Raw genomic sequence first — 21,085 nt, forward strand, 5'->3', positions numbered from 1 at the left:
AGGTTTCCAATACCAACATAAACTTTGGCGGGAAACACTCAAAGAACATCGCGTCTTTCAAAGTATGTCGCGCAAAGCAACGTGCCTAGATAATGCGGTGGTTGAATCATTTTTCCACATCATGAAAGTCGAAGTCATGGATGAACATTTTGAGAACAAAGAAGACCTGATTCAAGCCATGACTGACTGGATTAACTTCTACAATAAACGGCGAATCAAAATAAAAATGGACGGCAAGTCTCCGGAAGAATACCGGGAACTCGCCATCCAGCAAGCAGCGTAAATTCTGTGTCCAACTTTAAGGGTTCACTTCAAACAACAGTTGACAGAGAACCGATATTTATCAGTTTAGATTACCAACAACTGTTTTGGGGGGATATTTTTTAATTTTTTTCTACCCATAAATAATTACATCACGCCATCATCCATGCCAAAAATATTATCCAAATCACATCAGCTAAAAATACATACTATGTCTACAAATCATTTCCTGATTTTCAAAAAAGCAAATATTATTATTTCATTATTCAAGAAAGTAAAGTTAATTAAAACAACCAGCAAAAAGCCGTCGTAACAGGGATACCCGCATGTAAATGGCTTCTTTTCGTGCATTTCTTTGATATAATATCACGATAAAAGTCTATTTGGGGGAAACCAATATGAATAAGAAATATGACTATCTTGTCGTGGGGGCTGGATTGTTTGGGGCCGTCTTTGCGCATGAAGCTGCGCTGCGTGGCAAGCACGTTAAGGTGATTGAAAAGCGTGATCACGTTGCCGGTAATATTTATACGAAAGAAATTGCCGGCATTCAGGTTCATCAGTATGGCGCTCACATTTTTCATACGTCAGATCAAAGTATCTGGGACTATGTGAATCAGTTTGCGACGTTCAATCGGTATACAAACAGTCCGATTGCGAATTATCACGGACAAATGTATAACTTGCCATTCAATATGAATACCTTCAGTAAGTTGTGGGGGGTGCGTACTCCCGCGGAAGCCAAGGCAAAGATTGAAGCTCAAAAAGCGGCGGTTCAAGCTAGCGGGCAACCTAAGAATTTGGAAGAACAAGCCATTGCGTTGATTGGAACCGATATTTATCAGAAGTTAATCAAAGGATATACCGAAAAGCAATGGGGGCAAAAAGCAACCGATTTACCGGCATTTATTATTCGACGTTTACCTGTACGCTATACCTATGACAATAATTATTTCAATGACACTTACCAGGGGATTCCTGTTGGTGGCTATACGCAAATCGTTGAAAAAATGTTAGCTCATCCCGAGATTGACGTTGAAACAGGGGTCGATTTCTTTGCGCAAAAGGCTGATTATCTAAAAATGGCACCAAAAGTGATCTTTACCGGCATGATTGATCAATATTTCGACTATCAATTAGGGGAGTTAGCTTATCGTTCTTTGCGCTTTGAAAGTGAAACGTTGCCCGTTGATAACTATCAAGGTAATGCGGTGGTTAATTATACGGACGCCGAAACGCCATATACGCGGATTATTGAGCACAAGCACTTTGAATTCGGCAAAGGGAATCAAGATAAGACCGTGATTACCCGGGAATATCCCGCCGATTGGCAACGGGGTGATGAACCTTATTATCCGGTAAATAATACTCGAAATAATACGTTGTATAAGCAATATGCGGCGTTAGCCAAACAAGAAGGCCACGTCATTTTTGGTGGACGCTTAGGGCAATATCGGTATTATGACATGCACCAAGTCATACACGCTGCACTAGTGACTGTGGCGGCCGAATTGAATTAAATCGGCATAAAGTAGAAAAACACCTACAGAAATTGAGGTCAATTTTCTTCTGATGGGGGTTATATGAAAAAGAGATTAGCAGTAATTATTGTTGGCATGCTTGGATTCATCGCAATCTTAGGTTATTCAATCTATGCAATTAGTATTCAAAAGGGACAAGATACCGTCATTCAAATTTATCAAAATGATGAGAATGGTACGCCGATTGTATCGCCGTCACCTATCAAGTTGGTGGGGAAAGCCGGGCATCGCAATCTGTTTAAGGCAACGCTTAGTGGCTATGAATTAACCACGACTAATCCGTTATCTACGCGGTTACCCCGGCAGAATCAAGTGGTGCATTTAACCTATAAGTCGACTTTAAGCCAAACGCAGATTCAGCATCGGTTAGCGACAGCTAAATATCTGAGTGTTGAGACTCAATCAGTCAATCAGCCAGTGCTAAATGGGCGTCAACTGGTTAAGGTGAACAATAAAAACACCGTGGCACGCCTTAGTACAAGTCATGATGGGCAGACTTGGACCAAATTACCGATTAGTTATCCTAAAACTCAGTTGGCTAAGCCAGTCATGATCTATATACAGCAACACTTGTATTTATTTGATGGCGCCAAGACCTACATGACCACGAATTTTGTTGATTGGCATCAAAGCACCACGACTTTTAGTAATGCGGTGTTTAAGGATGGTCAGGTCGTTGCGACGATGCCCGCCAAGACTGGGGCGGCAACGTTAGTGGTAACTGGTAAAAGTCGCCGTTCGGGGAAGCGTCAGTATTATGCTGGGCGAGTTAAGTCGGCCCGGTTAACGGTTGCTAACTGGCAATCACTTAACCTGAAATCGACCATCAAACCCGCTACATTTACCATGAATCAGCGTAATCAGCGGATTTATACTGTTCAGGCGACCAAACGATATTTTAATATTTATCAGGCGAAAAAACTAACGGCGCCTTTTAAATTAGTGAAGCGGGTTAAACGGCCGGCTAAAGTGACGGTTAATTCAGTAGCCTTGTTGCCTAAACGCAAAAATGGGTATCGCTTGGTTTACAACGTGATTAATCGTCAAGGCGTCCAGTCAGGGCCGGTTTATCGGGATTTAATGGCCAATTTTAAGCCGACTGGGCGGCAACGTAACCTGATAACCGATTTTCCATGGTATCGATTTGAGGTCGTTAATCATGAGTATTAGTGAGGAATGCGAATGTTAGTCTATAAACCTAAAGCGCGATTACGACTGGCTTGGAAGTGGTTACCAATCGAGTTATTCGTCTTACTACTTAGTCTTGGTAGTGGTTGGCTGGTTAATCAGACAGTAGCTAAGCCGGTATATACGGCCCGAGTTGATATTAGCATTCAACAGACCACCACTAAGCGGCAAACGCAGCAGCAACGTCAAAAAATGCATCGCCAAGACATTAAAAATGTTACTCAATTCAATGTTATGCCACGTCAACCGGATGTTTTGTATACTGCTAGTGAGTATGCTTATATGCGGTTTGGCATTTGGCAACCAGTTGGTGACTTAAGCGAGTCCGTTCAAGCCGTGGCTCGTCATCAGCAACCCGTGTTACGGCTATCAGTTTCAAGTACGTCTAAACCGATTGCCCAGCAAAATGCGGCGGCGTTTGATTATGCGGTGACGAAGTCGTTACGGCACTTAAAACGGTATCGAATCAGGTCAACGACTCGGGCAGTGATTTTTGAACCTAATAGAATCTCAGGCTCAGTTTATAAATTCTCATTAATTGTGGGTCTTATCTTGGCACTATTGGTGCCGTACGTCAGTGCGTATCTCACTGGCGAGAAAGGTGGGTGGCATGCAAAAAATAAAAAAACAAGTCGCTAACAGCCGCCTCCTAAAACCAGAGAATTTATATCTCATCACCCTAGCTGCTTACTTGATTTCGGTCACCATTCAAACGACGACGTTTAATGCGTATTACCCGCAGATTGTTGGTTCGGTGATTCAGTTAGGCACGATTGCAATCATGCTTGTCAAAATTGTTGGATTTGATGACTTAACCAGTGGTCAAGTGATACAACAGCTTAGTCTATTAGGATTGATCGTGGTGGTAGCCCTCACATCTGGGGCGCATTACTTAATGACAACGGTGTTATTAGCCATGGGCGCCCGCCAAGTCTCTTTTAGACAAATTCTTAAGTTGTACCTGATGATTGTAGGGACCATTTTATTGGTTGCCTTTATTGCAGCCGAATTGGGGTTAATTGCCAATATTACGTTTGCGACCAGCGATGGTGTCCGGCAGTCTTTTGGGGTGGTGTATACGACCGATTTTGCGGCCCATATTTTTTACTTGAGTTGTGCTTATTTATATTTGCGGGCCAAAGCTTTTCGACTGATTGATTTGTTGCCGGTGGGGTTAGCGTTAATGGTTATTTACCTATTTACTAAGACGTTAACCGATGTCTTAGCAATGCTAATTTTACTAGGATTGTACGTCATTTACATTTATCGGCGTCAATTAAATCAGCGTTGGTTCATCGCCGTGATCCTACGCTATGCGTTTTTAGCGATGCCAATTATGAGTGTGGTGATTGTGCAGTTGTCGGCCGGCTTTAACTATCACGAGCGTATTTTTCTGAAATTAAATACGTTGTTTTCATCACGGTTATCACTGGGCAACAACGCAATTTTAGCCTATGGATTTAAATTACTGGGGCAATCGCCAATTTATGTGAATGGTTGGGGTGGGTCTCGCGTAGCCACGTTTAAAAATGGCATTGGCGATTTAACCTATTTCTATATTGATTCTTCTTATTTGAATATGTTGATTGCGTATGGGGTCTTACTGACGTTAGTTATTGTGATTGGGACGAGCTTTTTCCTCTATCAGCGTAGTAAAGCTAACGACTACTTGCTCCCCATTATCTTTGTCGCTATTGCCTTTAGTAGTGGTTTCGATCAACACTTATTGGAGGTGACTTACAATATCTTTATTCTGGCGTTCTTTGCGATTTTACCTCGTTATCAGACACAGATTGGTCCAGCATTTGAAAGGCAAGTCGTGACGCAATCAACTCGTACAAATGTGGCAACTGAACAGGGCAAGTCGCAACGGCAACCAAATTTTAGGAGGCACTATGAGTAGGCGACAATTTTATTGGTTACAGTACACCGTAGTTTTATTGGCAATCTTTCTAATCCTGCTTGCTAGTACGGGAAGTGATGGTTTGTTTGCTTTCGCTTTACAACCAACTAAATTGGGATTTTATCCACAAATGGTGGTGACCATGTTAGTTGCGGCGGGGCCTGACCTATTGTTAATGGCGCTAGGTGCTTATCAATTAAAGCAGACGAATTATTCTTTTGCCCGCTTGGTCCGCTATATTATCACTATCATTGGTGGGATTACCTTATTTTCGTTAATTTATTACGTTTATGGGTTAGCCACAACGCAACAATTGCATCATTTTAATTCGGCAACCTTTCTCTCAGAGCTCGTTCAGGGGCCGTTCAGTACGTATGATACGCTGTATGGCATTATTGCGTTCTTTGTCACACTACCGATTTTGAGAGTAGTTGCTAAGCATGCTGATGCGATGACAATCAAATATTTAGTGATTGTCGAATTGATTTTTGTGGGCGTTTTCCCAGTAGTGGGGTATTTATTGGGGCTATCGAGTATTTATATTAATATCCCGGTTGCGTTACAGGGTGGGGCATTCTTCCCCTTAATGGGGTATTGGTTAGTCCATACGGATTTTGTGCGTAAGATTACCCGGGAACAACTACTCATTGCGTGGATTTTATCACTAGTTTGTTACACAATTATGATTGCCGTTACACTGTATCAATCAGTACTTGAAGGTGATTTCGGTGTCATTGCCACACAAAACTTTACGCAAACTTTTCAAGCGATTCCTTGCCTAACTTTCTTTATCACGATTGAAACGTTTATTTTAAATCGACCATTCAGTACGCAGCATCGGTTACGTCCAACTAATTTTTTACGCCTGAGTTATGGTGTTTTATTGATTACAGGGGTCGTGCTGGCACCGTTAAAAGTAATCTTAATGGGTTTAACGCCGTATCTGGGGCCTTTTATTGGTAGTCTAATTTGGGTGCTGACCACGATTTTAATAAGTTATTTAGTTGCAATGGTATTAAGTCACATTGCAGGTATTACCAAGCTGTTTCCAAGCATTTTCATGGACTTTACGGAGGCCCACAATAATGAAATCAAGGATTCAATGGATTGATATTGCCCGCGGCATTGCCATTTTAGCAGTCATCGTGGGGCACACGTTAGGCCCTTATACCGGTGGCTTTCTTGGCAGTTTGATTTTTACTTTTCACATGCCAATTTTCTTTGTCTTGAGTGGCTACTTATATCATCAGCGGCCACTACGGCGAGAATTGAAAAATGGCAGTTTGAATTTATTAGTACCTTACGCCATCACCAGTGTTTTAGTGCTATTAATCAGCATGGTGGCCCTACAATTGCCAGCTAATCCGTTGATTATGGGGTATTTTACGTCAACCAAGGCGGGTGTCATTTCGATTTTATACGGTGCGGGATCGGCCGTCTTCGCACCATGGCAATTAACCGTCCAACCACTTGGGGCACTGTGGTTTTTGTTGAGTATGTTTCTTGCCATGCAGTTTTTTAATGGTGGTATGCGATTTGCTGAACGGATGCGTTATCCCGTGGTGGTTCGTTTAAGTTGGGTGGTTGGATTAACCGTTTTAGGCGGTCGATTAGGACAGGTCATCTATTTACCGTGGGCCTTGAATGCGGCATTATTTGCGCAATCATTTTTATATGCGGGCTTTTTAATTAAGCAGTATCACATTTTGGACTGGCTTAAATTTTGGCACTATGTTGGGTTCATCCTGTTGTGGGTGATCAGTGCGAAATCGGGGTACTTTAATCTGAATGTACCGAATTCGCCCAACTTATTATTAAGTTTTGGGGGCGGCATCGCAGGCAGTCTCTGTATTTTTAAAGTGAGTGCATGGCTAGCACAGTTTGATGGCCGTCCTGGTTTAAAGTTACTCGAACAGTATGGCCGTCTCTCATTAATTATTCTCTGTTTTCATCTGATTGATTTGAACGTGATTGGGATTGAGGGGCATCTATATCATCGGGCTAGCTTGTTAATGGGGGCTGGCGGAGCCACAGTGGTCACAATCTTATATCGGATTGGTTTTGTGACCATTGCAATGTTCTTGGTGCCGAAAGTGCCTGTTATCCGGAGTTGTTATTTAATGCGGCAATATCCATTTACCCTTAATTTACGGCGGAAAATGGTTAAAGATTAACGGAAACACAGACTGATCGGGTCTGTGTGACTATGTACAACACTGAAATGAATTGGTATATCAAAAAGTTTAAATTCGCTACGAACATTGTAAGTTAAACCACTTTTTTAATTTAGCCTTTTAGCAGTTTAATGCTATGGCAACACCGCTTTTCTTTGATAATTATTGGGGAATACATCATGATTAATAAAAACGTAGTCAAAAGAATGGGGACACTATGACAACTAAAATATTTGTGGCAGCACATAAAAACTACCAAATGCCAATTGATAAAACCTATCAACCAATATTCGTTGGGGCGGATATTAATGGGACGTTACCAATGGGCTATCAAGCAGACAATACCGGCGATAATATTTCAGCTAAAAATCCAAATTATAACGAATTAACGGCGCTTTATTGGATTTGGAAGAATTGCCATGCTGAAGTAAAGGGGCTCATGCAGTACCGGCGTTATTTAGCGTTGACACCGAAAGATCGGTTAACTGGTATTCTGACCCAGACGGAAATTGATCGGTTATTACATGATCGGACAGTCATTGTCCCTAAAAAGCGGCATTACTATATTGAATCGAATTATTCACATTATATTCATGCCCATCAGGCGGCACCACTCGATGAAGCTCGCGTCGTGATTGCAAAGCTCTGTCCGGCTTATTTGTCCAGTTACGACACGGTGATGCATCGGACCTCGGCCCATATGTTTAACATGATGATTATGCCAGCTAAAGATTTTGATGCCTATGCGCAATGGTTATTTTCAATTCTGTTTGCAGTGGACGCAGCAATCGATATTTCGGACTATGATGCGGTTGAGGCTCGGGTATTCGGTTATTTGTCAGAATTATTACTAGATGTGTGGTTGCATAAGAATCAGATTTCCTGTGCCGAAGTTCCAGTGATGTATATGGAAAAACAACAATTAGTGGCAAAAGGATTTAATTTATTAAAACGAAAATTTTTACCGAACGCCAAAAAGCGCACTCATTTTTAATGATTGGAGACCTAATCGAAATGAAATATGTGTCAGTAATTGTGACTTTTAATCGGCAAGCGCTATTAAAGCAAGCCATTGAAAGTCTGTGTAATCAAAGTTTGCCACCACAGCAGATTATTGTGGTGGATAACGCTTCAACCGATGGGACGGCTGCAATGATGGCGAACTATCAAGATGAGCAGTTACACTATATTCGGTTACCACAGAATGTCGGGGGTGCCGGTGGGTTTTACCAGGGGATTAAAGTGGCGAAGCGTTATCGGACGACTGCTGATTGGGTGTCACTATCAGATGATGACGCTATTTTTGAACCTGATTATTTTGAAAAAATCGCCCAAGCTGCCAAGCAACATCCAACTATTAAAGCTTTTGCGGGGACGGTTGAATTTGTGGATGGGACGAAGCAATTAGATCAACGGCAACGATTGAAAAATTGGACGCATTTTGATGCGCAAGCCGTGCCGGAATTAGATTATCAGCATGATTTTTTCATCGATTTATTTACCTTTTGTGGTTGTGTGATAAACTTTGATTTAATGATTAAAACGGGGATGCCACGGCAAGATTTCTTTATTTGGTGGGATGATATTGAATATTCAATTCGCTTACGGAAAAATTCAGAAATTTTGAACGTGTCACCAGCGGTATTAGTCCATCATACCGACAAACCACGATCGGATGAAGGGTACCAACAGAATTGGAAAGAGTATTATTGGTTCCGCAATCGGACAGTAACCGTGCGCGAACTTGGTCGGCATCGCCTTGGCGCTAATTTATGGGCCATGGGGCAAATTGTTGAGCGCGGGATTGAAATTATCCGTGATGGCCGACGGTATCGCGGGCAACGCGGTGCAGCATTACGGGTGACAACGAGTGGTGTTCTGGACGGCTTTCGGCATAAGATGGGGGCTAATCATGATTATATGCCGAAATAAAGATAGGGATATGGGTGAGTGTAATGAATAAGTTCGTCTTGAATGTGGTTTACGATGAGAAAAATAATGCCGGTAGCAAAGCTAAGGCTGATGTGACGACAATTTTATTAAACCAATTACAGTTTAAAGAAATTAAGCAAGTTCAATTCCGGTCTAAACTGGAAAAGTTACAAGGTCAGCACGTGGTCAATCAGATCTGTGCCCAAGTTGAGGCTGGAGATGTCTTATTAATCCAGTATCCGACGTATTTTGGTCATTTCTGGGAAAAACGGTTATTTAAGCAATTAGGGCAAAAAAACGTTAAAATCATTATCTTGTTACATGACGTGGATGTACTCCGGGTCGCTAATTTACCACGGTATAAAAATCTTGAATGGGTCACGCGGTTATTAAATATGGGGACAGTTTTAATTTCGCCTAATCAAGCCATGAGTCGATTACTCACAGCCCATGGGTTAACGTTACCCATGATTACGCTAAAAATTTATGATTATTTGCAGGCGCCACGGCACACGCCACGGGTACAGCCAGATCAAAATCAAATTTCTTTTGCAGGTAATTTGAATAAATCGTCATTTTTGTATCAGTTACCAAGTACTGATGCGTATCAATTATTTTTGTTTGGCATGTTGGATAACCAACGGCAATTTGAACAAGCTAATTTACATTATCAAGGGATCTTTCCCCCGGATGACTTAAAAGACCGCTTACCAGATGGGTTTGGCTTGGTCTGGGATGGTGGCACACCGGATGAACTAACTGGTTTGGCTGGTCAATATTTAAAGTATAATAATCCGCATAAAGTCTCGTTGTACTTGTCATCGGGGTTACCGGTGATTGTGCCAGCGGTGGCTGCAATTGCTGATTTTGTCACGACACAGCAAGTTGGCCTAGTGATTTCAGGGTTATCAGAATTACCGGCTAAGTTAGCAACAGTCACGGCCGATGAGTATCACACGATGCAGGGACAAGTGGCTAAAGTCGGAGCCCAGCTACGAGCCGGCACATATACGGTTACCGCAGTTGAGCAAGCTTTAGCACAGGTAACCGCTATTCCAGATGAAGTTAGGTGACTTAATTTGACAGCTAAGGTTCAATCCAAACGAAAATCGATCACTGCCGTCGTGATGGCACCGTATCTAACCGGCCATGGGGGTATGGAAACTGTCTTGACTGCCGTGGTTAATCATTATAATCAGGATTCCCAGATTAAGCTACAGGTCTATTTTAGTCAGGGCTTGGGAAACAAGGACTTTTTACGGCGCTTTGTGAATCGGCATCAAGTGTTAAATGATCCGAAATTGGAACAACAATCCACCTTTAAAAAGGCGGCCAATGTGCTGCGAATTATGAATTTCTTACGCCAGTCACAAGCAGATGAAATCATCTGTATGAGTACCCGCTTAGTTTATTTGGCGGCCCAGGTGAAACGTTTGTGGCATAAGTCGTATACGGTCATTTCATGGGTACATTTTTCGTTAGTTGGCGGGGACGTGGTTTCAACAGGTTTACTAAAGTACGCCGATTACCATTTAGCAATTAGCCGTGGCATTCAGCAGCAACTAATGGACTTAGGGATTCAGCGCCAACGAATCACGGTAATTTATAATCCGATTAATTTGGATGTGCCACTGGTACCGATACGGCAGGCAACAACGCCGGTGACGTTCCTATATATTGGTCGGATTCAGTGGCAGCAGCAAAAAAATCTACAAGAGTTATTTAACGTCTTACCAAAGTTACATGGACCGTGGCAATTAAAGGTCATTGGGTCCGGTGATGATGACGAAACGGTTAAGCAGTTTATTCAGCAAGCACATTTAACTGATAAAGTTAAGTTATTAGGCTGGCAAGCTGCACCTTGGCCAAGGTTAACGGATATCAGTTGTAGCGTGTTAACCTCGAAATTTGAAGGATTACCGATGGGCTTAATTGAGTCTTTAATTCGGGGAATTCCAGCAGTCGCCAGTGATTGTCCGACTGGTCCGGCTGATTTGATTCAGTCGGGAACAAATGGCTTCTTGTACCCGATGGGGGATAGTGTGCGGTTAACGACTATTTTACAAGACTTCATTGATGGTCAAGTTGATTTTGAACGAGCTAAGGTTCGTGACAGTATGACTTGGCTAAGCACGGATGCGTATTATACGCGACTTTCGACGCAACTGATGGCAGTAGCAGCACCTTGAAAAAACGCGTCATTCGACTGGCATGGCTCCCTCGAATGACGCGTTTTTATCAGCCAACAGTAGTTATGCGCGTAAATGGTGCGCTTCGGCTAAAATTTTTGGTTGTAGAATGAAGATGAATCCCAGATAGACTAATAGGCCAATGACGATTTGTTCAAAGAGGCTCACCGCTGAAATTAACATGACTTGATTCAACGCATAGACCACGAGAAACATGGCTAGCCCGGCGATGAGATATTGACCAAAGCAACTCATTAAGCGTCCTAATTGTAAATCATGGCGGGTCACAAAGAGCTGATAAACCGTCACACAAATTTCTGACAGGAGGGTGGCTAACATGGCGCCTTGCACATGCCACATGAGAATTAGTGGGATGTTGCATAAAATATTAACGCCAGCCCCAATTGTGACTGAAATCGTGTAGTCCCGTGTCCGTCGGGTCGGAAGTAAGAATTGCTGACCTAAGACGTTGCTCATCCCGATTAAAACAATGACTGGTGCTTCGATCATCAAGAGGGTGTTAACGGCTGTGAACTGGGAACCGAAGAACCACGGTGCTAACGAAGTCGCAATGGCAGCAATCCCAAAGGCCATTGGAATCGAGATACTTAGTACAAAATCAAATGACGCGTATAAGTATTCTTTGACCTTAGTCATCTGTTGTTTCATGTAAAGGTTCGCAATATGTGGTAGCATTACGGTCCCAGTAGCGGTGACTAAGGCTAACACGAGCTTGATGAGCTTATCAGAGTAGTCATAAAAACCAGAGGCCGTCACGGAATCCAATTGCCAAAGCATGGTTTTATTCAAAGCCAGATAAACGGTCGTGGCAATTTGGGGAATAAATAAGGCAATGGATGGCCGTAAATGACGAAATAAGTGTAATTTGGCCCATACCGGTCGATTAACTGACCGCCGCAAATAGGGCCAAAGGGTCAGATTACCGAGTAATTGTGATAAGGATAAAATTAAAATATAAATACCGGTATCTTGGCGGGTCTTAACAAAGACAAAAATAGCGACCAGTGAGGCCAACTTAACTAAGGTGTTACGTAAAACCGTTTTTTTAAAGTCTTCCAGGCCCATAAAATACCAAGAAATATCAAATGCACCAGCAATAATGTAAAAAGACTGATAAAAGAAATAAACTTTGAATTGCTGTTCAACCAATAAGAAAATTAAGAAGCCGAGGTAGGCGAGGCTAATCGTAATCAGCTGTAATCCCTCAATCTCCCAAAAGGTTTGTGAGCGTTTAGCACGATTATCACGGATAAAGGCGATTTCCCGGTTACCATAAATGGTAATCCCGACCGTCCCAAAAAGTAAAAAGTAAGTAATGACCGAATTGGTGGACGCATTAATTCCGACCCCAGTTGGGCCTAACACCCGTGAAATGTACGGTACTGTTAATAATGGTGTTAATAAGATTAAAATATTATAACCGACCGTATAAAAGTAATTCCTGATAATTTTCATGTCCAAGCTCCTAAGTCATATAAAGGTATCGCAGTCGCCTACGAATGGGCGTAAACCGCGACATCCTTAGTATTGTATCATAGTAACTCACTATAAAATAGAAGTACAAAAATGGGAATTGTAAGTTTTTTAGTCGTTATAAATATGTTAATTGATGATAAATAATTTATATTATTTTGAACTTTAGCGCTATTTAATAGACTGGACAGAAAGTGGTTGGGACCCTTACTAGGCGGTTATTCTTAGTCAGTCGCCGGATTAATCAGGATGACATTGTGACTGCTTAGATAGGGGAAAGCCAGATGAATTAACAAACGTCATAAAATATTGACCCTAATTGGGTTTAGAGAGTTAGGTGAACGTGATGGTAAAAATTAGTATTATTATTCCAACTTATAATTCTGTCGCAACCATTGATCGACTGATTACCTCAATTATTCAACAGACGGGTTTTCGGGATTATGAGATTATTTGTGTGGATGATGGGTCGACCGATCAGACTTGGGTGCGGCTACAACAATTAGCTAACCAATATTCTGTGATACGTTGCTATCGACAGACCAATCAAAAGCAAGCCGCTGCACGTAATAATGGTCTCCGACATGCGCTAGGGGACTACATCATGTTTGCGGATGCGGATGATTATTGGCTACCAGGCTTATTCGAAGCGGTAGTTCCAGATTTGAAGCATGCCTTAACGATTTTTGGTATTCAAAAGGACTATGACCAAAAGCAAGTTTTAGAAGTGCAATCAGGCACTAAAGGGAGTCATAATCAGCAACAGCTTATTCAAAATTATTTGGCGAAAAATGTTGAAATGGATGTTGGTGTCTGGAATAAAGTGTTTTCAAAAGCGATGATTGATCATTATCAGTTTCAATTTTCAAATGGTAATTTCTTTGAAGACAGTAGCTTTGTCTTAGCCTTTCTGGCGCATGTCACCCCTAAAGATATTCGTTACATTGAAAAGCCATTCTACGTCCTGAATAAGCATGCGAATACAACGACTAGCCAGTTTTCACCGGCGATTATTGAACGGGCACAGCGGTATTATCAAGGGGTGGCGACAACTTTGACGGAGTTGCACTATGCCGACCAGACACAGCGCACTATTTTAACGGCATTGCGTTGTCGCTTGTTATTACACGTCAGTCATCATTATTTGGTGAATAATCCCCAATGGTCACCGCAGTGGGAACGCCATTTTCTAGCAGCTCGGCTTAAAACGCTGCCGATGTTAATTAATCGGCTGATTAGTTGGAAATATAAATTAGCGTATTTGACGTTACGGTATGTGCCACGGGTTTATCGGCGTGCCTATCTTAACTATAAGCCTGAAATCTAAGGCAAAAAATAAGCCACTCTGAATTTTTCTCAGAGTGGCTTATTTAAATGGTTTTAATTAAAAGGCACCATTGGGCCGAATAAAAACCATGACGGTTTTAAAGAGGACGTACAAATCAAAGCCGACGCTCCGGCGAGAAATATAAATCAAATCTAACTTGACCATTTCGTCAAAGCCAACACTGTTACGGACTGTAGCTTGCCATAAGCCGGTACAACCGGGCTTAACGGTGAGCCGTTGCTTATCATAATCAGTATATTCAGCAACTTCACGTGGCAACGGTGGCCGTGGTCCAACTAAGCTCATTTGGCCCAAAAGAACATTGAGTAATTGTGGCAGCTCATCAATACTATACTTACGGATGAAGCGCCCAGTCCGAGTGACCCGGGGATCATCGCGCATTTTAAACATGGCGCCATCAACTTCATTTTCTGTGAGTAGCTTTGCCAACAATTCATCAGCATTAGAAACCATGGAGCGAAACTTGTACATTTTAAATGGTAATTGGCCTTGGCCAGTCGAATCTGTGAGTAGAATACGCTCCCCTTAGGGTCTTCTACTTTAATGGCGATTGCGACGACTAGAAATAATGGTGATAAGAGCACTAAGCCCACTAAACTGGCCACGAAGTCGAATAGTCGTTTTACTAGGCGATAGCCATAGCGATGGTGCTGACTTTCAACATCAATTGTAATTGGTCGAATTTCCCGTTCTTTGTATTCCATTAGTAACACCCTAGACTTCCTTCTGATTATTCCCCGATTACTACAAAAGTTCAAACTGTAATTAGAATGACATGTGTGCCCAGCACACGCGGGGTGGCGTTTAAATGAAAAGTATAATGCGAACTTATACTAAAGTAAACACGATTTAATTCATGAATCCAAACTTCTAATTGACTACATTATACCAAAAATGACTTGTTTGGGAATACTATTTTTGTTTCCGGAATGTAAAAATGATGCGTAAAACGGCCAAATTGCTTGGTATATCTGTATTTTAAGGTTATTAATAAAGCTTAATAACAATTTGTTTTTTGGTGATTTAAGTAAATTACTGCCAGTTCACGGATTAGAAATAGCTAAGGGGTCGAAGTCGCGGTTTCATTTTGGAGTGTTCTTTTCGCTTGGTTCACGGTACAATTGAACTAATGAATGAACGCGTGAAAAAACTTTAGCAAAAAGGATGTTATGAACATGAACGATGATGGTATCACAGTTTTTCCAGCGGATTTCAATTCCTCATATCATTTAATTCTTCAACGAGGAACGGCGCATTATGCCTATTATTATTTCAAAATTGATAAACTCGATCAGCGGGTTATTTTTTATGATGATTTGGAACGGAGTGGGATTTCAATCAAAACGCAGATTACGCGTCATTTTATGCGACGGTTGGTGAAAGCCATTGATTGGCATCCGGTAGGGAATAGTATCATTGTTGAAATTTATAATGTCCAACGAGAGACCACGAAGGCGACTCGGTTGGCGTGTGATATTTAAAAAATAGGCGTTACTGGTAAACTGTAACTTTGTCAGTCAATATAAATGTGGCTTAAAATAAATAGTCCGGTCCACACCCAAGTTTCAGGTGTGGACCGGACTATTTCGTAGCAGTAATAGGGAGTTAATTAAGCAGTTGGCGCATCAATAATGGGTGTCTCAAGGGTTTCAACATACTTAGCAGCAACTGGTTCCACAATCAGGTTTTCGCCGTCTTTGTTGAACAGGTTAGCGGCAACTAGATCAGCCATCGCTTTGGTGACCACTTCTTTAGTCAAACCATCACTGGCGTAGTGTAACTTTAAGTGATGAATCTTATTGGTACTCGTTTTGAAGCTCATATCTAAGATTTTCATTAATTAAGTCCTCCTAATTAGACGGTCGTAGCGGCGTTATAGTCGTAATAAGCAATTACTTCAGCGTTGACAAATTGATGAGCCGTTAAGGTTTCCAAGGCCTTACTAAAGGTGGTCAATTGGGCATCCGTCGCGTCTTGCGCAATGGCCGTAAACAGTTGTTTATGCGTTTCACCGGCGGCATTTTGCAATTCAACGGCTAAAGCCGATTTTTTCCAAATCTTATTCATAGGTGAGTCCTCCTAGCGTTTTTAGTAGGCTGGCCAGCTTACATAGATAGAAACGGTTAGCTGGCAATAAAAGTGCAGGTGATTAGAAAGTAAATTGGCGGGTCGTTTTTAGGGTGGCACCAGTAAACGGTGCGGCAACTAGGGTGGCGACTAATTGACCTAAATCGGTAACTTGTGCAACCGTGATTGCTTCGTTCAAGTTATTGAAAGTTCGCTTAATGGCTTTGGGGTTGTCCGCGGCCACTGAAATGGTTAATTGATTTGCACGCCAATTCTGCATGAGGGTCAGCTCCTTTCAGTTGTCTGTTTTTGTAAGCTTACGGGATACTAACGGTTAGGTCATCGTAAAAGTGCACTTAGCGGGCTTGTGCATAGATAGCTCGGGCTTTGACGAGGAGGCTCGCGCGCCAATTATAGACGGTCCGGCGACTAACGCCATGGGTCCGCATGATCATCGGAACGGTCTGTTCAGCTAAGAAGAATTCCACTAAATAAATTCGTTCCCCAGGGCGACATTGTGCGAGTAGCTGTGTTAATAAGTCGGTCAATTGCCAAGCTTGTTCGCACTGCGTCATTGGCGTGATGCTTAATTCAGCGGCTTTTTCCAGTGGTACTTGTGCTTGGGTCCGTAAGGTTTGTTTGCGAAGATAATCGACCGTGCGCCATTTAATTCGGCGAAAGGCAAATTTACGAAAGTCTGGTAAGTTTTCTGGTAAAGCAGGCGCGTAATTTTGATAAGCTGCGAGCCAAGTTAAATGAGCGACAGTCACACAATCCTCAAATTGAGGATGGCCCTTGGTCACATTGGCGGCTTTTAAAGCACCATATAGGAGGCGTTGATGAGCTGGTTCAGCTAATAAGTTAAAGGCAGTTTCGTTTTCAAAACGATCAGTGTGCATGATTAAGTCCTCATTTCTTAAGTGCCCTTGGCCAAGGTTGTGCTTAGTATAACCAGCCGGTCGTGATGCTGGCGACTTGAAAAAATACGGCTAAAAACGCAATTAACGAACGCTTTTATGGTAGTACCCTAAGAATGTAAAGAGAACTCAATTAAGTTATCGCTTGTTGCGTACAAAACAGGTATAGTATGGGTAACTTGATGAAAGCGGCTGTTACGGTTATCACAACTGCACGCCCATCTGGTGTTAATGTCGGCTTAATCGGCAATTGGAGGAATTATCCATTGAATGTCATCAAGCATAATCAGTTCAATTATAACGATTTAGTGTGGTCGAAATTACCAGACGTCTTTGATCTTAACCACCCGCTGGCGATTGTTGCCTGGGCGCAACCGGTTGAGAGTGTGCAACTTAGCTTTTTAAATACTTTTTTTGTCCTTGACGTCAGTCAGGAAAACTGTACCGCCAATACGGTTATTTTTGATACGCAGCGTGGTCTCCTTAAAACCGACAAAACGAGTCGCCGCTGTCTCCAAGCAGTTTGGCTACGAGCTGATTTTGGCTTGAAGCAAGACATCGAACGCTTGGCCTTGTATCTTAACCAAACCCAACGTAAGCTGCCATTTATTAAAGGCGATGTGCGGTTATTACCGTTAGGCGCTGTGACACGGGCCTCAACCAGTTGGTTAGGCGCGCATCAGTTAACGGATCAGTTGGCCTTGCCAGCCCGGCGGACAGAGTTGGTATTTTGCCGCCGCATTCATCTAAAAACGCCAGTTAACTTTAAAATGTTGATGGGGCAGTTGGAACGGGCCCAAGCCCTCCAAATGTTGCTCTTAGCCGAACGAGCCGGGGAGCATCCCTTTTATTTTGAACAGCCAGTGGTCATGACGCAACCGATTTTTTCTCGTGAGCTGGCGCGAGATCGATTCCGACAATTTGCGATTGACCTGATGCTTCAGACCCAGCATCCAACGACTGCGCAAGATATTGAAGGTTATCTAAACAGTTACTTTGGTAAATGACGTCAAATTTGGTAAATTATAGAAGCAGAGTAATTTACGGAGGCATCAAAACAACCATGGTAAAAAAGATTACAAAAATTATGGCGCAAAAGCGTCCTGGACGTTTTAACGTTTACTTAGACGATAAATACGCATTTCCAATGAGTGAAACGGTTATGATTAAGTTTCGCGTTTTCAAGGGGATGGAAGTTGACGAGGCGCTGCAAGCAGAACTAATCGCCGCTGATGACATCTCTAAAGCTTATTCACGGGCATTGGATTACCTCTCAAGCCAGTTACGAACGGAAAAAGAAGTGCATGATAAGCTACGTGATGAGGACTTGGATGAAGGGGTCATTGCGACGACCATGCAACAACTGCGCGAGCTGAACTTGTTAGACGATGCCCAGTATGCGGCCGCCTATGTGCGGACAGTTAAGGCGACGGCGGATAAGGGGCCCTATGTGATTCGGCAAAAGTTACGCCTTAAAGGGGTGGGCGAGCAATTGATTGACGATGCCTTAGCGACGCAATTTAGCACGGATGATCGGCTTGAGAATGCCACTGCGGCTGCCCAAAAGCTGGTTAAACGTTATCAACGGCAAGCGTTTAAAACGATGCAACAAAAAGTCCGGCAAGGCTTGATGACCAAAGGCTTTGATGGCGAGACAATCACAGCTGCCATTGCGGCATTAGCTTTAACCCCGGATGCGGACGCCCAATGGGATGCCCTGGTGGCGCAAGGTGAGAAGTTATGGCGTCGTAATCGGAAGTATCCATTTTCAGAACGACGGCAGCGTACTAAGCGTAATCTGTATCAAAAAGGTTTCTTAATGGATGATATTAATAAATTTATTGATGAACAGGTTGATGGTGAGTGAAAAGCGACAAATAGCTACACGCAGCCCATTAAAATCTGGTATAATGTTTATTGAAATTCGATGAATTTTTACCCTATTTTTTGGAAAGTTGGGCTAAACAACATGACGCGCGAAGCTAAAGGACCTAAGGAAGGCGACTTCATTACGATCAAAAGCTATAAGCACGACGGGAGTTTACATCGAACTTGGCGCGATACAATGGTACTCAAAACAAGCGAAAATGTCTTAATTGGTTGTAACGATCACACGCTGGTCACCGAAGATGATGGCCGTCGGTGGGTGACCCGCGAACCGGCAATCGTTTATTTTCATAAGCATTATTGGTTTAATATCGTGGCGATGATTCGCGATAACGGCGTTTCGTATTATTGCAACTTAGCGTCACCATACGTTTTAGATAAAGAAGCCTTGAAGTACATCGACTATGACTTGGACGTCAAGGTCTTTCCGGATGGTGAACGTCGCTTATTGGACGTTGATGAGTATGAGGAACATGGGGCTAAGTGGCAATATCCAACTGAAACCGATCAAATTCTAAAGGCTAATGTGAAGGTGCTCGTTGATTGGATTAAACATAAAAAAGGGCCTTTTTCACAAGAATATATTGATATTTGGTATAGCCGTTATCAGGAATTATCACGTCGGCAATAGCTCTGCTGGCGGTTAGCCAGTGGCGTAATTGAATACTAAAAAGACATCCAGTGGGTGTCTTTTTTTGAAATTAGGCGAGGAAACACGTTCTTTTAAGGACGTGATGAATCGCTTTTTAGTTTGTAAGTAGCGTATATTTAATAGAAATCGTTTCAAAATGCGTATTTAGTATTGAATAGATGGAAATTGGTCCGGACGATCATAGCCACTTATTAGTTAGTGCGCTGCCGAAGCTATTGGTGACCAACATTGTCTGTTGGCTAGAAGGAATTAGTGTTTGGCGGTTGTTTCGAGAATGTCTAGAACTTCAAAATAGTTATTGGCACTACTGACCAGCAAGCAGTTGCTAAGTATGTCGATGACCAACGAATAAAAGAGGTGCTTATAGATGACACTGCGGGCAATAAAAACAAGGATCTATCCCCAAATTAATCAACAAGAAAAAATCATTAACAATTTTGGTTGCTGTCGTTTCGTTTGGAACCAGTTATTAAGTATGCAAATTGAGCGCCATAATAACGGTGGATCCTACGTCAACGAGTTTGGCATGAATTATCTGATTAAGTGTCTTAAACAGGAATATCCATTCCTCAAGCAAGCGGAATCAACTAGTCTTTTACATGTTAGTCGTGACTTGCATCATGCTTTTCAGAAGTTATTTAAGACGCATGTTGGTTTTCCGAAGTTCAAATCACGAAAATTCCCCAAACAGAGCTATCAATCTAATGCTGTCAATCACAATGTTATTCAAATTAATCAACATTATATCAAATTGCCAAAATTAGGCCGTATCGTATTTAAATCCGGCCGACAACTCACTGGTAAGATTAAAAATGTCACAATTCGGCTATCCGCTACCGGTAAATACTATGCTGTTTTGTTAGTCGATAATGATGTGCGAGAACTGCCGAAAACTAAGCAAGCGGTGGGAATTGATATGGGTGTAACGGATCTAATGATTACCAGTGATGGTGTCAAATATCCCACCATTCGTTTTGACAAGGCCCTATCGCAAAAGAAACACTATTGGGAAAAACGGTTAGCTCGTCGAAGATTACAAGCCATGAGAGAAATTGCGTGGGATAAACACAATCAAGTCTTAGAACCACGTGAACTGAATGACTTCAGCAATTATCGTAAGGCGCGTCTCATGGTTGCCAAATATAACGAAAAAATCGCTAACCGGCGAAATAATTATTTACATCAGCTCACTAAGAAACTAGTAATGCTGTACGATGTGATTAAAATCGAAGATTTGAAAACCAAAAATCTTCTTAGGAATCATAAGCTCGCTCGCGCAATTGCCAATCAAGCTTGGCGGGAATTACGCACTCAGCTTGAATATAAATGTGCTTGGTATGGTAAACAGCTGGTCACTGTGAACCCCAGGAAAACTAGTCAAATCTGTGCTGACTGTGGTTACGATGACGGCAAACATGGGCTAGCTATCCGGCAATGGACATGTCCGAAATGTGGCATTAACCATGATCGGGACATTAACGCCGCCAAAAACATATTGCATGCTTAAAGAAAAGACTAACCAGGCTCGGAAC

General features: G+C 42.3%; 22 protein-coding genes and 2 pseudogenes. 18 read left to right on the forward strand and 6 right to left on the reverse strand.

The genetic code is table 11. The features are described from left to right. The first annotated feature begins 64 nt into the window (after positions 1-64). From C5Z26_RS12560 to C5Z26_RS00640, 11 genes are all read left to right on the forward strand, one after another. Positions 65-283 (forward strand): IS3 family transposase, encoded by a 219-nt coding sequence (locus tag C5Z26_RS12560; protein ID WP_234005699.1) that lies wholly within the window; start codon positions 65-67, stop codon positions 281-283. Positions 284-659: 376 nt separating this feature from the next. Then, complete coding sequence (gene glf / locus C5Z26_RS00595; protein WP_105448122.1) at positions 660-1,781, forward strand: UDP-galactopyranose mutase; 1,122 nt, start codon at positions 660-662, stop codon at positions 1,779-1,781. A gap of 63 nt (positions 1,782-1,844) precedes the next feature. Beyond that, a complete protein-coding gene (locus C5Z26_RS00600; RefSeq protein ID WP_105448123.1) occupies positions 1,845-2,972 on the forward strand; it encodes a polysaccharide biosynthesis protein in 1,128 nt (375 codons plus the stop codon). Between the two features lie 12 nt (positions 2,973-2,984). After that, positions 2,985-3,629, forward strand: coding sequence for a polysaccharide biosynthesis protein (locus C5Z26_RS00605; protein WP_105448124.1), 645 nt, complete (start codon positions 2,985-2,987; stop codon positions 3,627-3,629). After that, positions 3,601-4,893 carry a polysaccharide biosynthesis protein gene (locus C5Z26_RS00610; RefSeq protein ID WP_234005700.1) on the forward strand — a complete coding sequence of 431 codons (1,293 nt, stop codon included), beginning with the start codon at positions 3,601-3,603 and terminating at the stop codon, positions 4,891-4,893. The genes C5Z26_RS00605 and C5Z26_RS00610 overlap by 29 nt, the downstream gene beginning before the upstream one ends. After that, positions 4,886-6,004, forward strand: a complete 1,119-nt coding sequence (locus tag C5Z26_RS00615) for a polysaccharide biosynthesis protein (RefSeq protein ID WP_105448125.1) — start codon at positions 4,886-4,888, stop codon at positions 6,002-6,004. The genes C5Z26_RS00610 and C5Z26_RS00615 overlap by 8 nt, the downstream gene beginning before the upstream one ends. Continuing rightward, on the forward strand, positions 5,979-7,067 hold the full coding sequence (locus C5Z26_RS00620; RefSeq protein WP_105448126.1) for an acyltransferase family protein: 1,089 nt from the start codon (positions 5,979-5,981) through the stop codon (positions 7,065-7,067). The genes C5Z26_RS00615 and C5Z26_RS00620 overlap by 26 nt, the downstream gene beginning before the upstream one ends. A 217-nt stretch (positions 7,068-7,284) precedes the next feature. Then, positions 7,285-8,061, forward strand: coding sequence for a DUF4422 domain-containing protein (locus C5Z26_RS00625; RefSeq protein ID WP_105448127.1), 777 nt, complete (start codon positions 7,285-7,287; stop codon positions 8,059-8,061). 20 nt (positions 8,062-8,081) lie between these two features. Then, entirely contained in the window at positions 8,082-8,999 is a 918-nt protein-coding gene (locus C5Z26_RS00630; protein WP_158682770.1) for a glycosyltransferase family 2 protein, read from the forward strand. A gap of 23 nt (positions 9,000-9,022) precedes the next feature. Then, positions 9,023-10,072 carry a glycosyltransferase gene (locus C5Z26_RS00635; RefSeq protein WP_105448129.1) on the forward strand — a complete coding sequence of 350 codons (1,050 nt, stop codon included), beginning with the start codon at positions 9,023-9,025 and terminating at the stop codon, positions 10,070-10,072. Positions 10,073-10,078: 6 nt separating this feature from the next. Further along, complete coding sequence (locus tag C5Z26_RS00640; protein WP_105448130.1) at positions 10,079-11,188, forward strand: glycosyltransferase; 1,110 nt, start codon at positions 10,079-10,081, stop codon at positions 11,186-11,188. Between the two features lie 63 nt (positions 11,189-11,251). On the opposite strand, the gene C5Z26_RS00645 is transcribed toward C5Z26_RS00640, so the two are convergent. Next, entirely contained in the window at positions 11,252-12,664 is a 1,413-nt protein-coding gene (locus C5Z26_RS00645) for an oligosaccharide flippase family protein (protein WP_105448131.1), read from the reverse strand. 364 nt (positions 12,665-13,028) lie between these two features. Between C5Z26_RS00645 and C5Z26_RS00650 the strand changes: the two genes are divergently transcribed. Continuing rightward, complete coding sequence (locus C5Z26_RS00650) at positions 13,029-14,009, forward strand: glycosyltransferase (RefSeq protein ID WP_105448132.1); 981 nt, start codon at positions 13,029-13,031, stop codon at positions 14,007-14,009. A gap of 57 nt (positions 14,010-14,066) precedes the next feature. Here C5Z26_RS00650 and C5Z26_RS00655 read toward each other — a convergent pair. Further along, positions 14,067-14,734, reverse strand: a pseudogene (locus C5Z26_RS00655) (sugar transferase). Between the two features lie 471 nt (positions 14,735-15,205). On the opposite strand from C5Z26_RS00655, the gene C5Z26_RS00660 reads away from it, so the two are divergent. After that, the gene (locus C5Z26_RS00660) at positions 15,206-15,511 is read left to right on the forward strand and encodes a hypothetical protein (RefSeq protein ID WP_105448133.1); all 306 of its coding nucleotides are present in this window, start codon (positions 15,206-15,208) and stop codon (positions 15,509-15,511) included. 128 nt (positions 15,512-15,639) lie between these two features. Here the strand turns inward: C5Z26_RS00660 and C5Z26_RS00665 are convergent, their stop codons facing one another. The 4 genes from C5Z26_RS00665 to C5Z26_RS00680 all read right to left on the reverse strand — a co-directional run bounded on the left by C5Z26_RS00665 (position 15,640) and on the right by C5Z26_RS00680 (position 16,996). Further along, positions 15,640-15,867, reverse strand: coding sequence for a DUF2922 domain-containing protein (locus C5Z26_RS00665; RefSeq protein WP_105448134.1), 228 nt, complete (start codon positions 15,865-15,867; stop codon positions 15,640-15,642). A gap of 17 nt (positions 15,868-15,884) precedes the next feature. After that, positions 15,885-16,097 carry a DUF1659 domain-containing protein gene (locus C5Z26_RS00670; protein WP_105448135.1) on the reverse strand — a complete coding sequence of 71 codons (213 nt, stop codon included), beginning with the start codon at positions 16,095-16,097 and terminating at the stop codon, positions 15,885-15,887. Positions 16,098-16,179: 82 nt separating this feature from the next. Further along, positions 16,180-16,377: a DUF1659 domain-containing protein gene (locus C5Z26_RS00675; protein WP_105448136.1), complete on the reverse strand. Its 198-nt coding sequence runs from the start codon at positions 16,375-16,377 to the stop codon at positions 16,180-16,182. Positions 16,378-16,453: 76 nt separating this feature from the next. Then, entirely contained in the window at positions 16,454-16,996 is a 543-nt protein-coding gene (locus C5Z26_RS00680; protein WP_105448137.1) for a sigma-70 RNA polymerase sigma factor region 4 domain-containing protein, read from the reverse strand. 200 nt (positions 16,997-17,196) lie between these two features. Between C5Z26_RS00680 and C5Z26_RS00685 the strand changes: the two genes are divergently transcribed. From C5Z26_RS00685 to C5Z26_RS00705, 5 genes and pseudogenes are all read left to right on the forward strand, one after another. Beyond that, entirely contained in the window at positions 17,197-18,021 is an 825-nt protein-coding gene (locus C5Z26_RS00685; protein WP_158682772.1) for a hypothetical protein, read from the forward strand. 56 nt (positions 18,022-18,077) lie between these two features. Further along, complete coding sequence (gene recX / locus C5Z26_RS00690) at positions 18,078-18,881, forward strand: recombination regulator RecX (RefSeq protein WP_105448139.1); 804 nt, start codon at positions 18,078-18,080, stop codon at positions 18,879-18,881. A gap of 102 nt (positions 18,882-18,983) precedes the next feature. Continuing rightward, positions 18,984-19,532, forward strand: coding sequence for a nucleoside tri-diphosphate phosphatase (gene ntdP / locus C5Z26_RS00695; RefSeq protein ID WP_105448140.1), 549 nt, complete (start codon positions 18,984-18,986; stop codon positions 19,530-19,532). Between the two features lie 179 nt (positions 19,533-19,711). Then, positions 19,712-19,964 (forward strand): annotated as a pseudogene (locus C5Z26_RS12815) (transposase); the annotation flags it as partial. After that, positions 19,921-21,060, forward strand: coding sequence for an RNA-guided endonuclease TnpB family protein (locus C5Z26_RS00705; RefSeq protein ID WP_105448141.1), 1,140 nt, complete (start codon positions 19,921-19,923; stop codon positions 21,058-21,060). The pseudogene C5Z26_RS12815 and the gene C5Z26_RS00705, both read left to right, overlap by 44 nt. Positions 21,061-21,085 lie beyond the last annotated feature (25 nt).

Origin of the sequence: Lactobacillus sp. CBA3606, from assembly GCF_002970935.1 — a bacterium.
GTDB lineage: Bacteria > Bacillota > Bacilli > Lactobacillales > Lactobacillaceae > Lactiplantibacillus.

Coding starts and splice junctions, on each gene's coding strand:
- C5Z26_RS12560 (WP_234005699.1), top strand. CDS start 65: ATGTCGCGCAAAGCAACGTGCCTAGATAATGCGGTGGTTGAATCATTT.
- glf (WP_105448122.1), top strand. CDS start 660: ATGAATAAGAAATATGACTATCTTGTCGTGGGGGCTGGATTGTTTGGG.
- C5Z26_RS00600 (WP_105448123.1), top strand. CDS start 1,845: ATGAAAAAGAGATTAGCAGTAATTATTGTTGGCATGCTTGGATTCATC.
- C5Z26_RS00605 (WP_105448124.1), top strand. CDS start 2,985: ATGTTAGTCTATAAACCTAAAGCGCGATTACGACTGGCTTGGAAGTGG.
- C5Z26_RS00610 (WP_234005700.1), top strand. CDS start 3,601: ATGCAAAAAATAAAAAAACAAGTCGCTAACAGCCGCCTCCTAAAACCA.
- C5Z26_RS00615 (WP_105448125.1), top strand. CDS start 4,886: ATGAGTAGGCGACAATTTTATTGGTTACAGTACACCGTAGTTTTATTG.
- C5Z26_RS00620 (WP_105448126.1), top strand. CDS start 5,979: ATGAAATCAAGGATTCAATGGATTGATATTGCCCGCGGCATTGCCATT.
- C5Z26_RS00625 (WP_105448127.1), top strand. CDS start 7,285: ATGACAACTAAAATATTTGTGGCAGCACATAAAAACTACCAAATGCCA.
- C5Z26_RS00630 (WP_158682770.1), top strand. CDS start 8,082: ATGAAATATGTGTCAGTAATTGTGACTTTTAATCGGCAAGCGCTATTA.
- C5Z26_RS00635 (WP_105448129.1), top strand. CDS start 9,023: ATGAATAAGTTCGTCTTGAATGTGGTTTACGATGAGAAAAATAATGCC.
- C5Z26_RS00645 (WP_105448131.1), bottom strand. CDS start 12,664: ATGAAAATTATCAGGAATTACTTTTATACGGTCGGTTATAATATTTTA.
- C5Z26_RS00650 (WP_105448132.1), top strand. CDS start 13,029: ATGGTAAAAATTAGTATTATTATTCCAACTTATAATTCTGTCGCAACC.
- C5Z26_RS00660 (WP_105448133.1), top strand. CDS start 15,206: ATGAACGATGATGGTATCACAGTTTTTCCAGCGGATTTCAATTCCTCA.
- C5Z26_RS00665 (WP_105448134.1), bottom strand. CDS start 15,867: ATGAAAATCTTAGATATGAGCTTCAAAACGAGTACCAATAAGATTCAT.
- C5Z26_RS00670 (WP_105448135.1), bottom strand. CDS start 16,097: ATGAATAAGATTTGGAAAAAATCGGCTTTAGCCGTTGAATTGCAAAAT.
- C5Z26_RS00675 (WP_105448136.1), bottom strand. CDS start 16,377: ATGCAGAATTGGCGTGCAAATCAATTAACCATTTCAGTGGCCGCGGAC.
- C5Z26_RS00680 (WP_105448137.1), bottom strand. CDS start 16,996: ATGCACACTGATCGTTTTGAAAACGAAACTGCCTTTAACTTATTAGCT.
- C5Z26_RS00685 (WP_158682772.1), top strand. CDS start 17,197: ATGAAAGCGGCTGTTACGGTTATCACAACTGCACGCCCATCTGGTGTT.
- recX (WP_105448139.1), top strand. CDS start 18,078: ATGGTAAAAAAGATTACAAAAATTATGGCGCAAAAGCGTCCTGGACGT.
- ntdP (WP_105448140.1), top strand. CDS start 18,984: ATGACGCGCGAAGCTAAAGGACCTAAGGAAGGCGACTTCATTACGATC.
- C5Z26_RS00705 (WP_105448141.1), top strand. CDS start 19,921: ATGACACTGCGGGCAATAAAAACAAGGATCTATCCCCAAATTAATCAA.